A 15,568-nucleotide genomic window follows, 5' to 3' on the forward strand; every position below is an offset into this window, starting at 1 on the left:
GATCGCCCGCGGCGGGCAGGCCGAGGCGCAGGCGGCCGTCGCCGCGGCCGCGGCCGCCTTCCCCGTCTGGGCCGCCACGCCGCGCGCCGAACGCGCCCGGCTCCTGCGCGCGGTCGCCGACGGCGTCGAGAAGCGGCTGGACGACCTGGCCATCGTCGAGACCAGCGACAACGGCGCGCTGCTGCGCTCGCACCGGCGAGGCGTCATGCCGCGCGTGGCGCACAACTTCCGGTTTTTCGCCGACTGGCTGCTGGAACTGGCGCACGAGGACTTCGACACGCGCGGCCACACCAATCGCGTCTCGTGGAATCCGGCCGGGCCGTGCGTGCTCATCACGCCGTGGAACGCGCCGCTGATGCTGGCCACCTGGAAGATCGCCCCGGCGCTGGCGGCCGGCAACACGGTGGTGCTCAAGCCCGCCGAGTGGTCCCCGCTCACCGCCTCGCTGCTCGCCGACATCACCGCCGAGGCCGGGGTGCCCGCGGGCGTGTTCAACGTCGTGCAGGGGTACGGGGCCGAGGCCGGCTCCGCCCTGGTCTCCCACCCGGGCGTGCGCCGGATCAGTTTCACCGGCTCCGTGCCGACCGCGAAGCACATCGCCGGGGCCGCCGCCGCCAACCTCGTCCCGGCCAGCTTCGAACTGGGCGGCAAGTCGCCCCTGCTGGTCTTCGCGGACGCCGACCTCGACCTGGCCGTGGACCTGGCGGTCGAGCAGTACGACAACGCCGGCCAGGTGTGCCTGGCCGCGACCCGGCTACTCGTCGAGTCCTCCATCTCGGAGGAGTTCGTCCGCCGCTTCACCGCCAAGGCCGCGACGCTGCGGCAGGGCGACCCGCGCGATGAGGCCACCGACATCGGCCCCAACATCCACGCCCGGCAGGTCGACAAGATCGACGGTTTCGTCCGGCGGGCGCTCGCCACCGGGGCGCGCGCCGTCATCGGCGGCGGGCCCAACACCGATCTCGGCGGCCTGTACTACCGGCCGACGCTGCTCAGCGGCGTCGCCCAGGACAGCGAGATCGTCCAAGAGGAGGTCTTCGGGCCGGTGCTGACCCTGCAGACCTTCGACACCGAGGAGGAGGCGGTCCGGCTGGCCAACGACACCCCGTTCGGGCTGGCCGCCACCCTCGCCACCGGCGACCGCGCCCGCGCCGAGCGCGTCACGTCCCGCCTCGTCGCGGGCACGGTCTGGGTCAACTGCTTCTTCGTCCGGGACCTGCGCGCCCCCTTCGGCGGCTCCCGCCAGTCCGGCGTCGGCCGGGAGGGCGGCACGTGGAGCTTCGACTTCTACTGCGACCTGAAGAACACCGTCACCGCACCGAAGGGATGGCAGGACCATGGGTGAGATCGTCGGGGCCGGCCTGCTGGCGCACGTCCCCACCATCGTGCTGCCCGAGCAGGAGCGCCTGGAGCTGAACGAGGGCAAGGAGATCACCCTCGTCACCGGCCTGCGCGAGCTGCGCCGCGAGGTCTTCGAGACCCTCGACTACGACACCGTCGTGGTGCTGGACTCGCACTGGGCCACCACGGTGGAGTTCGTGGTCACCGCGCACGACCGCCGGGCGGGGCTGTTCACCTCCGAGGAGCTGCCGCGCGGCATGTGCCGCATGCCGTACGACTTCCCCGGCGACCCCGAACTGGCCCGCAACGTCGCCGCGTTCGCCGACAAGCACGGCACCTGGATCACCCCGATCGACGACGCGTACCTGCCGATCTACTACGCCACGACCAACCTGTGGAAGTACCTCGGCGAGGGCCTGCCGGACAAGCGGTGGGTGACGATCGGGGTGTGCCAGACCGGTGACATGGAGGACCACCTGCGCCTGGGCCGCGCCCTGGCCGACGGCATCGCCGCCACCCCCGGCCGCAGGGTGCTGATCATCGCCTCGGGCGCGCTGTCGCACACCTTCTGGCCGCTGCGCGAGCTGCGCGACCACGAGGCCGGCGACACCCGGCACATCTTCACCCCGGAGGCGCGGGCGGCCGACCTGGAGCGCATCGCCTGGTTCAAGCAGGGCCGCCACGACCGGGTGCTGCGGACGATGCCGGAGTTCTGGAGGTTCAAGCCCGAGGCCCGCTTCTACCACTACCTGATGATGGCCGGCGCTCTGGGCGAGGCGGCCTGCACCGCGCCCGCCCGCCAGTACGGCGAGTACGAGAACTCCATCGGCACCGGCCAGGTCCACCTCTGGTTCGACCGCCCATCCGGCGGCTGGACCCCCCTCCGCGCAGAGCAGGAGCACGCCCATGCCTGAGTATCGCCGCGTCCTCCTCGACGGAGCCGTCGTCGAGACCGTACGAGACGGCGACGAACTGGTCGCCGGCGACGGCCGCCGGGTCAAGACCGCCGAGGCGGCCCACCTGCCGCCGGTCGTCCCCTCGAAGATCATCGCTGTGCACCTCAACCACCGCAGCCGGGTCGAGGAGTTCCAGATCCGGCTGCCCGCCACGCCGACGTACTTCCACAAACCGACCTCCTCCCTCAACTCCCACCGCGGTGACGTCGTCCGGCCCGAGGGCTGCAAGTGGCTCAACTACGAGGGCGAGATCGCCATCGTCATCGGCCGGACCTGCCGCAACGTCTCCCAGGAGGAGGCGGGGGCGTACATCGCGGGCTACACCGTCGCCAACGACTTCGGCCTGCACGACTTCCGCGACACCGACGCCGGCTCCATGCTGCGCGTCAAGGGATCCGACACGCTCTGCCCGCTCGGCCCCGGGCTGGTCACCGGCTGGGACTTCCACGGCAAGTACCTGCGTACCTATGTCAACGGAGAGCTCGTCCAGGACGGCTCCACCGACGAGATGACCTGGGACATGCACTATCTCGTCGCCGACATCGCCCGCACCATCACCCTGTTCCCCGGCGATGTCCTGCTCTCCGGCACCCCCGCCAACTCCCGGCCCGTCCAGCCGGGTGACCTGGTCGAGGTCGAGGCCGAGGGCCTGGGACGGCTCGCCAACCGCGTCGTCACCGGCCCCACCATGATCCGCCCCGATATCGGGGCACAACCCACCGAGTCGGAAGAGGTCCTCTCCACGGCCCTCGGCGGCGAGTGGGAGTTCCGCGGCATCCGGGCGCCTCAGCGCGGCTGAGACGGCTTCACCATCCCCTAACCCAACGATCCGCTCCACCTCAGACCGGCAGGTGAACCACCAGTGGACATTCCAGCGACCACCGCAGCGGCGACCGTCGAGCCTCCAGCCGCCAGGAGGCTCAAGCCGAACGCGCTCGGCGTGCTCGGCATCCTGTTCTTCGTCCTCTCCGCGCAGGCGCCGCTGACCGGCATCGCCGGCGCCGTCCCCATCGCCGTGGCCCTCGGCAACGGCCCCGGCGTCCCCGCCTCCTACCTCGCCTCCGGGCTGCTCATCCTGCTCTTCTCGGTCGGCTTCGTGGCCATGGGCAGGCACGTCGTCGACGCCGGAGCCTTCTACGTCTACATCGGCAAGGGCCTCGGCAGGACCGCCGGGACGGGCAGCGCCGCCGTCGCGCTGTTCGCCTACTGCGCCATCCAGGCCGCCATGTACGGCCTGTACGGCGCCATCGTCTCCGGCCTCGTCGACCAGTACACCGGTCTGGCCGCGCCCTGGTGGGTCTGGTCCCTGGTGACCATCGCCATCGTGCAGGGGCTCGGGCAGGCCGGCATCGAGCTCGGCGCGAAGGTGCTGGCGATCTTCGTGCTCGCCGAGTTCAGCATCCTGTTCGTCTTCGGCTTGATCACCCTGGTCAAGGGCGGCGGTCCCGAGGGCCTCGGCCTCGCCGAGAGCTTCTCGCCGAGCGCCGCTCTGTCGGGTGCCCCCGGGGTGGCGCTGATGTTCGCCGTGGCGTCGATGTTCGGCTTCGAGGCCACCGCCATCTACGGCGAGGAGGCGCGCGACCCGCGGCGTACCGTCCCCCGCGCCACCTACCTGTCCGTGCTCGTAGTGAGCGCCTTCTTCGTCTTCACGTCGTGGATGCTCGTCTCCGCTCACGGCTCCTCCAAGGCGGTCGCCGCCGCCGGCCAGGCGCTGGAGAGCGGCGACTCCGCGGCGTTCGTCTTCGCTCCGGTGGCGGCCCAGCTCGGCGCCTGGGCCAACGAGGTGCTGCCGATCCTGCTGGCCACCTCGCTGTTCGCCGGCGTGCTCGCCTTCCACAACTCCGCCAGCCGCTACCTGTTCTCGCTCGGCCGCGATGGGGTGCTGCCCCGGCGGCTGGCCTCGCTCAACCGCCGCCACGCGCCGTGGCTGGCCGGCTTGACGCAGACCATCATCGCCGTGCTGCTCATCCTGCCGTTCGCGGTGACCGGCGGGGACCCGGTGCTCACCCTGTTCTCCTGGTTCAGCGGCGTGGCGGTGCTGGCCATGATGCTCATGTACCTGCTCACCTCGGTCTCGGTGATCGCGTTCTTCCGCAGGGAACGCGTCGACACACGGCCCTGGCACACGCTCATCGCACCGGCGCTCGGCGCGGTCGGCATGGGTGGCGCGCTCTGGCTGATCCTGGCCAACTTCCCCACGCTCATCGGCGGCTCCACCACCACCGCGATCTGGCTCGCGTGCGGCGTACCGGTCGTGATGCTCCTCGGCGTGCTCGCCGCCCTGCGGACGCGGGGCCGGGCTGCGTGATGATCGGACACCAGGAGTGGGCCGGCCGCGCCATGCGGCCGGTCTTCGCCACCCAGCACCACATCGACGGCGCCGACGAGCCCGGCGGCGGCGCCGTCTTCACGGTCGTGTCCCCGCGCGACGGCCGCGTCCTGGCCGAGGTCGCGGACGCGGGAGCCGCCGAGGTCGATCTCGCCGTGGCCGCCGCGCGCCGCGCCTTCGTCCGCGGTCCCTGGCCGCGCCTGGCACCCGCCGAACGCGGCCGCGCCCTGCTGCGGCTCGCCGATCTGATGGAAGAACACCGCGAGAGCCTCGCGCTGACCATCAGCCTGGAGATGGGCAAACCGATCAAGGACGCCTACGAGATCGAGCTGCGTGCCGCCATCTCCACCTTCCGCTGGTACGGCCAGCTCGCCGACAAACTCACCGACGAATCGCCGCACACAGCCCTCGACGCCCTGGCGCTCGTCACTCGCGAGCCCGCCGGCGTGGTCGGCGCGGTCGTGCCATGGAACTTCCCGCTCACCATCGCCGCCTGGAAGGTCGCCCCCGCCCTGGCGGCGGGCTGCACGGTCGTGCTCAAGCCCTCCGAACGCTCGCCGCTGTCGGCGCTCGCACTGGCGCGGCTGGCGACCGAGGCGGGACTCCCGCCCGGCGCGTTCAACGTGGTCGCGGGAGACGGCCCCGCCGCCGGACGGGCACTCGGCCTGCACCCGGACGTGGACGTGCTGGCCTTCACCGGATCCACGGCCGTCGGCCGCCACTTCCTGCGGTATTCCGCCGACTCCAACCTCAAGCGGGTCTGGCTGGAGCTCGGCGGCAAGTCGCCCAACATCATCCTGCCCGACGCCCCCGACCTGGACCGCGCGGCGGCCACGGCCGCCTGGGGCATCTTCTTCAACCAGGGCGAGATGTGCACCGCGCCCTCTCGCCTGCTCGTCCATTCCTCCATCGCCGAGCGCGTGACCGAGGCCGTCGTCGCCCGCGCCCGCGAGTTGCGGGTCGGCGACCCGCTCGACCCCGCCACCGAGATGGGCGCCCTGGTCGGCGAGGCCCATCTCGAAGGGGTGCTCGGCCATGTGGAGACCGGTGTCGGACAGGGTGCCCGGCTGCGTACCGGCGGATCGCGCACCCTGGCCGACACCGGCGGCAGCTACCTGGAGCCCACCGTGTTCGACCGGGTGGCCCCGGGGATGCGGCTGGCCCGCGAGGAGATCTTCGGGCCGGTGCTGTCCGTGCTCGCCTTCGACGATCTGGATGAAGCGGTCGCGCTCGCCAACGCCACCGAGTACGGCCTGGCCGCCGGGCTGTGGACCGCCGACCTGTCCACCGCGCACCAGGTGTCCCGCGCCCTGCGCGCCGGAACGGTCTGGGTGAACTGCTACGAGGAGGGCGACCTGACCGTGCCGTTCGGCGGCATGAAGCAGTCCGGCAACGGCCGGGACAAGTCCGCCCATGCCCTGGAGAAGTACACCGAGCTCAAGACCACCTGGATCCAGCTTTGACCCGTCCCCTGATCGCCATCCCCGCCCGGTTCTCCGCCTCGGCCTCCGCCCTCCGCCACGCCGCGGAGGTGAACGCCCGCGCGCTGGTCGAGGCCGTCTGGCGCGCGGGCGGCGAACCCGTCTCGCTGCACCCGCACGCTCCGGGCGGCACCGCCGACCCGGCGGAGGTGGCCGCCCGCCTGACCCGCTTCGACGCCGTCCTGCTGCCCGGCGGCGGCGACATCGCACCGCACCGGTACGGCGCGGCGATCGCGCACGAGAGCGTCTACGACGTGGACGACGAGCAGGACGGCTTCGACCTGGAGGCCGCCCGTCAGGCGGTGGCCGCCGGCCTGCCGTTGCTGGCCGTCTGCCGCGGTCTCCAGGTCGTCAACACCGCGCTCGGCGGCACCCTGGAGCAGGACGCCGGCGACGGGGAACACCGCCACGTCGTGCATCCGGTCGCGCTGCTGCCCGGGTCACTCCTGGAAGGCATCACCGGAGCGCAGAAGGTGACGGCGTCCTGCTACCACCACCAACGCGTGACCCTGGTCGGCGCCGGGCTGGTCGTCACGGCCGAGGCCGCCGACGGGACCGTCGAGGCGCTCGAAGCGCCCGCCCTGGCCTCCTGGTTCGTCGCCGTGCAGTGGCACCCCGAGGACGGCGCCCATCAGGACCCCGTCCAGCAGGCCCTCTTCGATGCCTTCGTCGCGGCGGCCCTACCGCGTGCCTGATCCAGCAGACCGGTGAGCGCCGGGTGGGTCAGCCTGCTTCGGGCGCGGCCTGACGGCGGCGACCGCTGCGACGGGGGGTCGGCTCGGCACCGTCGAGCAGCGCGATCCTGCGCGCCTCACCCTGCTCCTCCACCTGCAGCACGACCTTGCGCAACCCATCGGCCAGAGCCCGGCATTCGTCATCGTCGAGCCGGCCGGTGACGAAGGTCTCCTCGTCGTTGAAGTCGGGGAAGAGCCGCCGCATGAGCGCCTCGCCCTCCTCGGTGAGGCTGAGCAGCAACAGCCTGCCATCGGAGGCGTGCTCCGCGCGCTTGACCAGGCCGCGCGACTCCAGTGTGCGAACGACGCCGGTCAGCGTGCCTTTGGAGATACCGGCTTCCTCCGCCACGTGGCGGCTCTCCGACTCCCCCCAGATCCACATCACCCAGAGCACGACGAACGCGGTCCAGCTGAGATCGCTGCTCCTCAGCACCGCGTTCTCCAGATGCTGACGGACCGCCGCCGCGGCGCGGTAGATGTTGGCCACCAGCGCCATGCGCTCGTGGCGCACCGGTGTGCCCCCGAGCTTCGCCTCGGCCAGCTTCTCCGCCTCGGTAATGGATCGCTGCCCGGGCACGCGGCCACTCCTTCGCCTATGAGCCGAAATTCGTTCGGACCCAAATTATACCGGCCGGCCTTGCTATCCGTGGCGGACGATCTCACCAGGTGACGCGGTCGCCTCGCGCCGGAACTCGCGGGGTGAGATCCCGTACTCCGCCCGGAACAGCTTGCTGAAGTGGCTGGGGTCCTTGATCCCCCAGCGTCCGGCGACGGCCTGGGCGGGCAGGCCGGCGAGTGCCGGGTCGGCGAGGTCCTGGCGGATGCGGTCCAGCCGCCGGCTGCGCACGTGGTCGCTGACGGGCCGGCCATGCTGCTCGAACAGTTTGTGCAGGTAGCGCACCGAAACGTGGTGGGCGGCGGCGATCGCGCCGGGGACCAGGTCGTCACCGAGGTGGCGGTCGATGTGGTCGAGTATCCGCTCCAGCAGGGAAACGCCCTCAACGGGCGGGCCGGGCCGGGACGACTCGCACAGCACTGTCTTGAGCATGGCGGTGACGTGGTGGCCCAGCTCGCGCCCGGCCAGCGGACCCAGCTCCGGCGCCTGGTCGGCCAGCTCCATCAGCATGGCCGCCAGGATCCGGGCGCTGGGCAGCCGGAGGATCTCAGGGTTCGCGGTGACGCCGCGGGCCGTGCCGAAGAGAGGATCCGCCGGGATCGCCGCGATCCTGATCAGGAAGTAGCGGTAGGGGCCGTCGAACTCCAGCCGGAACGGCCGCGAGCCGCAATAGAGCGTGAACTCGCCAGGGGACAGCGAGGCGAGGCGACCGTCCTGTTCCAGCCAGGCGTGTCCGTACCGGACCAGGCCGAGGAGATGCTCACCCTCCGGCACGATCGTCGACCGGAGGGAGTTCACCCGTACCCGTTGCTCGCCGGCGATCTCGCACGCGCCCAGCAGGCCGAAGCGGTACGGCCGCATCTCCGCCTGATAAACCTGACCCTCATCCCGCACGAGAACCGCGTCGGACGCGTGCGTACCCGGGCGTGCGGCGGGGTCGAGATAGCCGTAGACGAGGGTCCCGTCCGCTCTCTGCTCGTAGGGCATGGCTACTCCTCCACCAGCCGTTGCGCGTCACTCAGTGTCGTCCCAAGCGCTGGAAGACCACAAGTGTGCGCTGTCGCACCAGTTCGTCCGTCACCTCGCGGCCATCATCTGAGCATTCCTTCTGGTCAACAGGTGAAAGGCGGACCAGCGTGGACGTTCTGCTCGCCATCTTGAGCCAGTTCGGGCTGTACGGTCTGCTCACCCTCGGCGTCGCGATCGTCTTCGCCGCGCTGCGGGTGGTCAACCTCGCCCAAGGCGACCTGGCCATGACCGGCGCGTACGTGGCCGCCACCGCCACCACCGTCGCGTTCGGGTGGCGGGTGCTGCTGGCCCTCGTGCTGTCCGTCCCGCTGCTGATCGTGATCGAGCGGGCTCTGCTGCGGCGGCCGCTGGCGGACGGCCTGGCCACGATGCTGGTCACCTGGGGTGTGGGCATGGCGCTGCGGCAGGGCGCCGAGTTGCTGTTCACCTCGACGTCGCGGACTGTCGCGGCTCCCGTGGGGAGCACGGTCGAGGTGCTGGGCACTCCCTATCCGGCGTACCGGCTGATCTCCGCCCTGGTGGCCGCGGCCGTCATCGGCGGCGTCCTGCTGGTGGCCTACCGGACGAGCTGGGGGCTCACGCTGCGCGCGGTCGCGGACAACGCCACGATGGCGGCGCTGCTCGGCACCGATCCGCGCCGGATACGGACCGCGGCCTTCGTCGCCGGAGGGATGCTGGCCGTGCTGGCGGGGGTCCTGTACAGCCCACTCCTTGCGGTGAATCCGACCATGGGCTTCGGCCTGCTCGTGCCCGTGTTCTTCGCGCTGCTGTTCAGCCGCCCGGGCGCCCTGGGGACGGCGGTCATCGCGGCGCTCCTGGTGGCGGCCCTGGCGGTGCTGCTGCGCACCTGGCTCACCGACACCCTCGCCGACGCGCTCTTCTACATCGTCGTCATCGGGGCCGCGGCGCTCCGGTCGCGTTCCCACATACGGAGGTTGCTCTCATGGTCCCGTCGCATCCTTACTCCCGCACGGCCGTCCTGACGACCACCATGGCCGTCCTGCTGGCCCTCACGGCGTGCAGCGGCTCGGCCGTCTCCGACTCCGCGGGCGACACCGAGGCGCCGTTGAAGATCGGCGTGGTCCTCCCGCTCACCGGCCCGGTGAGCGATACGGGCAAGGCGCTCCAGCGCGGCTTCGAGCTGGGCGTGCGGAAGGTCAACGACAGCGGAGGGGTCAACGGCAAGAAGGTCGAGTACGTCGTCGTCGACGACGCCGGCGACCCGGCCACCTCCACCCAGCTCGCCCGCAGGCTCATCCAGCAGGATCACGCGTCGATGCTGTTCGGCACCATCACCGGCGACACCGCGGAAGCGGTGAGCAAGGTCGCCGACGACGCCAAGGTCCCGTTCGGCACGGCCATCCTGGGCGACACCGAGCGCTGCTTCCCCTACTCGTGGGGCTTCGGTGAGTCCACCCGCCAGATACTCCTGCCCAGCGTCCCGGAGATGATCCGCACGTACGGCAAGCGGGTGGCCATCACCGGATCGGACTACAACTACCCGCACTTCTACGCCGGCATCGTCAAGGAACTCACCAGGTCGGCCGGCGGCACGATCGTCGCGGAGGAGTACAGCCCGCTCGGCCAGACCGACTGGCAGGCGGTCATCACCCGGCTGAAGGACACCAAACCCGACGTGCTGTTGTCCATGGTGGTCGGCGCGGACGCGGTGGCCTTCAGCCAGCAGGCCAAGCAGTTCGGGCTGTTCACCACCAAGCTGGGGTACGACGGCGCGCCGTTGGACGCCGACTACTACCCGGCGCTCGGCGACCTGGTGAACGGGCGCACCCACGTCGTGCGCTGGACCGACCAGCTCGACAACGCCGAGAGCAAGAAGTTCGTCGCCGACTACCGGGCGAAGAACAAGTGGACGCCGCCCGTTCCGGAGGTCGCGGGGAACGCCTACTTCGGCATCCAGTTCTTCCTGGCCGCCGCGGGCAAGGCCGGCGGCAACGACCCGCAGGCGATCAACACCCAGATCGGGCAGCTGCGGTTCGACTCCCCGCTGGGGAAGGGCACGCGCTTCGAGCCGGCCAACCACCTGCTGCGGGCGAACATGCTGGAGACCACCATCGAGCCGGGCGGCGCCTACAAGGTGACGCGCGACCTCGGCCCGATCGCCGACACCGTGGCCAAGCAGGGATGCTCGTGAGCGCCGCCGGGCACAGGGGCAGATTCGCCGTGGCCGCCACCGTGCTGATCCTGCTCGCCCTGGCGGCGGTGCCTTTCGGACTCAGCGCCTTCGCCGTCGCCACCTTGACCCTCGGTCTGTGCTACGGGCTGTTCACCTACGGCCTGGACCTGGCATGGGGGCGAGCCGGACTGCTCAGTGTCGGCCACGCGGCCTTCTTCGGCTGTGGCGCCTACGCGGTGGCGCTGAGCGAGGAACACGGTGTTCCCTTGGCGCTCGCGCTGGTCGTGGCCCTGGCCGCGACGACCGTGCTCGGGCTGATCGTGGTCAGGATCGGCCTGGCGTCCGGCATACCGGACGCGCCGCTGATCCTGCTGACGCTGGGGGTCAGCCTGCTCCTGCAGAAGGCGGCGACCACGCTCACGTCGGTCACGGGCGGGACCAACGGCCTGGCGGTGTCCACCTCGGACGTGGTCACCACCTACTACCGCACCCTGGTCACGGTCGCCGTGGTGGTGGGGCTGTGCACCTGGCTGATCGTCCGCAGCCGCTTCGGCGCCCGGTTGACGGCCGCCGCCCGCAACCCAGAGCGCGCCGCGCAGTCGGGGGTCGACACCGTCCGCGTCCGGTCGGCCGCCTTCGCCGCGAGCGCGGCCGTCTCGACGGTCGCCGGAGCCCTGTACGCCCCCGTCGCCGGGCTGGTCTCCCCGCCGGTGTTCGGCCTTGGCCTGTCGACAGGCGTCCTGGTCTGGCTCGCTCTGGGCGGCCGGGAATCCACGTTGGGCGCCCTGCTCGGCGCGGGCGCGCTCACCACCGGCCAGCAGATCCTGGGCACCACCTGGCAGGGCTGGTACATCCTGGCACTCGCCGCCCTGTTCGTCCTGGTCGTCCAGGTGGCGCCGGGCGGCCTGGCCGGACTCGTCCGCGCCCGGCTCGCCCGTGGCGCCCCCACCCTGACCCTGCCCCCGGCCGCCGCACGGCCCGGACGGCCTGGGCCGGCGCCCGCGCCAGGTGCGGAAGCCGCCCTGTCGCTGCGGGGGATCGCCAAGTCCTTCGGCCCTGTCCGGGTTCTCGACGGCGTGGACCTCACTGTGCAGCCGGGCCGATGCGTCTGCCTGATCGGGCCCAACGGCGCGGGCAAGAGCACCCTGCTGGCCATCGTCGCCGGTCAGCTCACCGCCGACGCCGGAACACTCGACATCTTCGGCCGGGACGCCTCCGCCGTACCGGTGCACCGCCGGGTCGCCATGGGGCTGGGCCGCATGTTCCAGATCCCCAGCGTCATCACGGAACTGTCCCCCGCCGACAACATCCGGCTGGCGCGCATGGAGGCACCGGCCCGGGCCGACCTGCCGGAGGAGTACAGGGACCTGGAGACCGACGACGCGATCGAGGCGGGCACCCTCCCGCTGGCCGACCGGCGGCGCCTGGAACTGGCCGTGGTGCTCGCCGGAGCCCCGCGACTGGTCCTGCTGGACGAGCCGGCGGCGGGCATGGGACGGCAGGACGCCTGGCGGCTCACCCGGGAGCTGAAGCAGGTCGCCGTACGGACCGGCTGCGCCATGCTCGTCGTCGAGCACGACATGGAGATCGTCAGGGAGCTCGCCGACGAGGTCGTGGTGCTGGACGGCGGCCGGATCATCGCGCACGGCCCCATGGACGCGATCGTGACCGACACGGCCGTGCGCGAGGCCTACCTGGGGGCACGCTGATGCTGACGCTGAACGGACTGTCCGGCGGATACGGCCAGGCGAACGTCGTCCACGGGGTGGACATAAGCGTCGCCGCGGGCGAGGTCGTCGCGCTCCTGGGACGCAACGGAACCGGCAAGACGACCCTGCTGCGCACGGTCTTCGGGCTGGCCGACCGGCAAGGCGGCGAGGTCGTCTTCGACGGCCGTACCGTACCGCCGGGCCGGCCCGACCTGCTTGCCAGGTGGGGCGCCTCCCTCATGCCCGAGGACCGCGGCGTGTTCCCGTCACTGACCGTCACCGAGAACCTCCGCCTGGCCACCCGGAAGGGATTCGTCCCCGCCGCCGACCCGCGAGAGCTGTTCCCGCTCCTGACCGAACGGGCCGGCCAGCCGGCCGGCACTCTGTCCGGCGGGCAGAAACAGCAGCTCGGCGTGGCCCGGTCGATCCTGGCCGGGCGGCGGATGGTGGTGATCGACGAGCTCACCCAGGGCCTGCAGCCCTCGCTCGTGAGCGGGGCGCTCGCCGCGCTGGCCGCCGTCGCCGCCGGCGGCGCCGCCGTGATCGTCGTCGACCAGCACGCCGGGCTGATGCTCGACTGGTGCCACCGAGCCATCGTCATGGAGGCGGGCCGCGTCGTGCTCGACGCGCCCACCGGCCCCGAAACCCGTCAGCGGCTCGACGAGCTGCTCATGGTCCGCTGATCCCTGTTTGGAGCTGAAATGGATCCCTTCGCCGCCGCCACCGATCTCGCCACGGCCATCCGCAAGCGCGAACTGAGCCCCGTCGAGATCGTCGACACCTACCTGGATCGCATCGACCGCTACGGCCCCGACCTCACCTGCTTCGTCTGGCGCAACGACGACGACGTGCGCGCCGCCGCCAGACGGGCCGAGCAGGCCGTCGCCGACGGCGAAGACCTGCCGCCCTTCCACGGCGTGCCGATCCCGATCAAGGAACTGACCGAGGTGGAAGGGCAGCCTGCCACCTTCGGCTCCCTGGGCGTGAACGACCGGCCCAGGCCCGGGAGCGAACCGGTGGTCAAGCGCTTCCTGGATGCCGGGTTCCTCCTCATGGGCCGCACGAACAGCCCCGAGATGGGCCTGCTGTCGACCACCGACAACCGCCGCTTCGGCAGCGCCCGCAACCCCTGGGACACCACCCACAGCCCGGGCGGGTCCAGCGGCGGCGCGGCGGCCGCGGTGGCCGCCGGGCTGAGCCCCGTGGCGCACGCCAACGACGGCGGCGGCTCGATCCGCATGCCGTCCTCCAGCTGCGGCCTGGTGGGGCTCAAACCCAGCCGGGGGCGAGTCCCGCAACAGGTGGCCGCGTGGGAACACGCCACCGTCGAGGGAGCCATCACCCGCTACACGCGCGACGCGGCCGCACTGCTCGACATCATGTCCGTACCGGACCGCCTCGCCTGGTACCAGGCGCCCGCGCCGGAACGCCCCTTCGCCGACGAGGTGGGGCGCGACAGCGGGCGGCTGCGCATCGGCCTGCTCACCCAAGCGCCCACCGGCATGCCGGTGGACCCCGTCTGCGTCGAAGCGGCCGAGCGGGCGGCGCGGCTGCTGGAGTCCCTCGGGCACGACGTGTTCCCCGTCTCTCCCCGCTTCTTCACCGAGGAGACCATCACGGGGTACGCGCAGACCGTGCTGGACGCATCCCTGTGGGCCATGCCGTACGACCAGCCGAAACTCGCCGAAGCGCACCTGCGCCGCCGGATGGAGCGCGCGGCCACCAGGCACTCCGGCGAGTACGTCCAGGCCGCGTTCCGCCTGCAACTGGAATCCCGCGCCGTCGTCGCCCAGTGGGGCGGCGACTTCGACGTCCTGCTCACCCCCACCATGGCCTGCCCCCCACCGCCCGTCGACGCGGTGCTGCGGGAGGCCAACGACAACCCCGACGGGCTGCGGGTCACCGAAACCCAGATGATCTCCTTCACCGCGGTCTGCAACATCACCGGCCTGCCGGCGATCAGCCTTCCGCTGCACACCTCCCCCACCGGCCTCCCGATCGGCGCCCAGCTCGTGGCGGGCCCCTGGGACGAGGCCGTGCTCATCCGCCTCGCCTCCGCCCTGGAGACGGTGGACCCATGGCCCCTGCGCCGCCCCGCACGCTTCACCGCAAGCCAAGCGGAAGCAGTGGGGTGCGACACGAAGATCAGCACGGACGGCAACTCCCCGACACGCTGAGTGATCCGTGTTACTACGGACCTGTTGATCTTTCGAGAGCGCCTCAGGAGGTTCGATGACACTCATTCATGCTGGTCAAGCCGTAGCTATCGCGGCCGCTCTGCTCGCCGGCCCGTTCACCACGGCGTCAGCGGCGGACGCCGTCACCGCCGGCGAGCCGCAGCGGCTGCTCCCCAAGTTCTCGGCGACCCTGGTGGCCCGTCACAGTGGCAAGTGCCTGGACGTCTCAGGCGTCAGCACGGCCGACGGAGCCAACGTCCACCAGTGGACCTGCATCAACGGCCAGGCCAACCAGGAGTGGAACTTCGTGGCGACCAGCGATGGTTACTACACCCTCCGCGCCACGCACAGCGGCAAGTGCCTGGACGTCTCGGGCGTCAGCACCGCCGACGGAGCCAACGTCCACCAGTGGACCTGCCTGCCCGTCCAGCGCAACCAGGAATGGCGGCTCGTCCAGAAGGACAACGGCTACTTCACCGTCGTCGCCCGTCACAGCGGCAAGTGCCTGGACGTGGCGGGTGTGAGCACGGAGGAGGGGGCCAACGTGCACCAGTGGACCTGCCTGCCCGCCCAGCGCAACCAGGAGTGGCGCCTCGCCTGAACGACCCGCTTCCGCCGGGTTATGCGTCGCCGTCGTCGTTGAGGCGGCGCAGGAGGTCGAGCAGGGTCGCGCGGTCCCCTGCCGACAGGGTCGCATAGCAGGTGGCCAGGACCTCGTCGGCGACCTGGTGCCCCGCGTCGAGCACCTGTTCGCCGGCGGGCGTCAGATGGTGCTCGACGCGGCGCCCATGGCCCGGCCGGCGCTCGATCAGGCCCTGCGTCACCAACCGGCCGGCCAGCGTGCCGAACGCCTGCTCACTCTGGAACGTCGCCGCGGCCAGAGCACGGGCTGATGCCCCAGGTGTGCGGCTGATCGCACGCAGGGCATCCCACTGGGCCAGCGTGGTGCCGACAGTGGCGAGCCGACTGTCCAGCGCCCGGTGCTGCCGGTATTGGGCTTGCTTGACCGCTCTTCCAAGGACCTGCAGTTCATCGGGCATGGACCCAGCCTACCGCTTTACT

15 protein-coding genes are annotated in these 15,568 nt (G+C 71.5%); 12 read left to right on the forward strand and 3 right to left on the reverse strand.

What is annotated here, in order from left to right; all coding sequences use genetic code 11:
* From KME78_RS34740 to KME78_RS34765, 6 genes are all read left to right on the forward strand, one after another.
* Positions 1–1,345, forward strand: a 1,345-nt coding sequence (locus KME78_RS34740; RefSeq protein ID WP_219533671.1) for an aldehyde dehydrogenase, incomplete at its 5' end; no start/stop codon positions are given.
* Positions 1,338–2,255, forward strand: a complete 918-nt coding sequence (locus KME78_RS34745; RefSeq protein WP_219533672.1) for a 3,4-dihydroxyphenylacetate 2,3-dioxygenase — start codon at positions 1,338–1,340, stop codon at positions 2,253–2,255. The genes KME78_RS34740 and KME78_RS34745, both read left to right, overlap by 8 nt.
* Positions 2,248–3,096, forward strand: a complete 849-nt coding sequence (locus tag KME78_RS34750; protein WP_219533673.1) for a fumarylacetoacetate hydrolase family protein — start codon at positions 2,248–2,250, stop codon at positions 3,094–3,096. Before KME78_RS34745 ends, KME78_RS34750 begins: the two co-directional genes overlap by 8 nt.
* A 63-nt stretch (positions 3,097–3,159) precedes the next feature.
* A complete protein-coding gene (locus KME78_RS34755; protein WP_219533674.1) occupies positions 3,160–4,605 on the forward strand; it encodes an APC family permease in 1,446 nt (481 codons plus the stop codon).
* Positions 4,605–6,089: an aldehyde dehydrogenase gene (locus KME78_RS34760; RefSeq protein ID WP_219533675.1), complete on the forward strand. Its 1,485-nt coding sequence runs from the start codon at positions 4,605–4,607 to the stop codon at positions 6,087–6,089. Before KME78_RS34755 ends, KME78_RS34760 begins: the two co-directional genes overlap by 1 nt.
* Positions 6,086–6,802 (forward strand): gamma-glutamyl-gamma-aminobutyrate hydrolase family protein, encoded by a 717-nt coding sequence (locus tag KME78_RS34765; protein WP_219533676.1) that lies wholly within the window; start codon positions 6,086–6,088, stop codon positions 6,800–6,802. Before KME78_RS34760 ends, KME78_RS34765 begins: the two co-directional genes overlap by 4 nt.
* A 28-nt stretch (positions 6,803–6,830) precedes the next feature.
* Here the strand turns inward: KME78_RS34765 and KME78_RS34770 are convergent, their stop codons facing one another.
* Both KME78_RS34770 and KME78_RS34775 read right to left on the reverse strand, forming a co-directional pair.
* On the reverse strand, positions 6,831–7,418 hold the full coding sequence (locus tag KME78_RS34770) for a MarR family winged helix-turn-helix transcriptional regulator (protein WP_219533677.1): 588 nt from the start codon (positions 7,416–7,418) through the stop codon (positions 6,831–6,833).
* Between the two features lie 63 nt (positions 7,419–7,481).
* Positions 7,482–8,444 carry a helix-turn-helix domain-containing protein gene (locus tag KME78_RS34775; protein ID WP_219533678.1) on the reverse strand — a complete coding sequence of 321 codons (963 nt, stop codon included), beginning with the start codon at positions 8,442–8,444 and terminating at the stop codon, positions 7,482–7,484.
* A gap of 149 nt (positions 8,445–8,593) precedes the next feature.
* On the opposite strand from KME78_RS34775, the gene KME78_RS34780 reads away from it, so the two are divergent.
* Genes KME78_RS34780 through KME78_RS34805 form a run of 6 tightly spaced genes read left to right on the forward strand, consistent with a single transcriptional unit; the run spans position 8,594 to position 15,107 of the window.
* Entirely contained in the window at positions 8,594–9,469 is an 876-nt protein-coding gene (locus KME78_RS34780) for a branched-chain amino acid ABC transporter permease (protein WP_219533679.1), read from the forward strand.
* Entirely contained in the window at positions 9,430–10,638 is a 1,209-nt protein-coding gene (locus tag KME78_RS34785) for an ABC transporter substrate-binding protein (RefSeq protein WP_219533680.1), read from the forward strand. The genes KME78_RS34780 and KME78_RS34785 overlap by 40 nt, the downstream gene beginning before the upstream one ends.
* Positions 10,629–12,329: a branched-chain amino acid ABC transporter ATP-binding protein/permease gene (locus KME78_RS34790; RefSeq protein ID WP_219533681.1), complete on the forward strand. Its 1,701-nt coding sequence runs from the start codon at positions 10,629–10,631 to the stop codon at positions 12,327–12,329. Before KME78_RS34785 ends, KME78_RS34790 begins: the two co-directional genes overlap by 10 nt.
* Positions 12,329–13,012, forward strand: a complete 684-nt coding sequence (locus KME78_RS34795; RefSeq protein WP_219533682.1) for an ATP-binding cassette domain-containing protein — start codon at positions 12,329–12,331, stop codon at positions 13,010–13,012. Before KME78_RS34790 ends, KME78_RS34795 begins: the two co-directional genes overlap by 1 nt.
* An 18-nt stretch (positions 13,013–13,030) precedes the next feature.
* Positions 13,031–14,506, forward strand: coding sequence for an amidase (locus KME78_RS34800; RefSeq protein ID WP_219533683.1), 1,476 nt, complete (start codon positions 13,031–13,033; stop codon positions 14,504–14,506).
* A 55-nt stretch (positions 14,507–14,561) separates the two neighbouring features.
* The gene (locus KME78_RS34805) at positions 14,562–15,107 is read left to right on the forward strand and encodes an RICIN domain-containing protein (protein ID WP_219533684.1); all 546 of its coding nucleotides are present in this window, start codon (positions 14,562–14,564) and stop codon (positions 15,105–15,107) included.
* Positions 15,108–15,126: 19 nt separating this feature from the next.
* Here KME78_RS34805 and KME78_RS34810 read toward each other — a convergent pair whose 3' ends face one another.
* Positions 15,127–15,546, reverse strand: coding sequence for a MarR family winged helix-turn-helix transcriptional regulator (locus KME78_RS34810; protein WP_219533685.1), 420 nt, complete (start codon positions 15,544–15,546; stop codon positions 15,127–15,129).
* Between the last annotated feature and the right edge of the window lie 22 nt (positions 15,547–15,568).

This window comes from Nonomuraea guangzhouensis (assembly GCF_019396345.1).
Taxonomy (GTDB): Bacteria; Actinomycetota; Actinomycetes; order Streptosporangiales; family Streptosporangiaceae; genus Nonomuraea; species Nonomuraea guangzhouensis.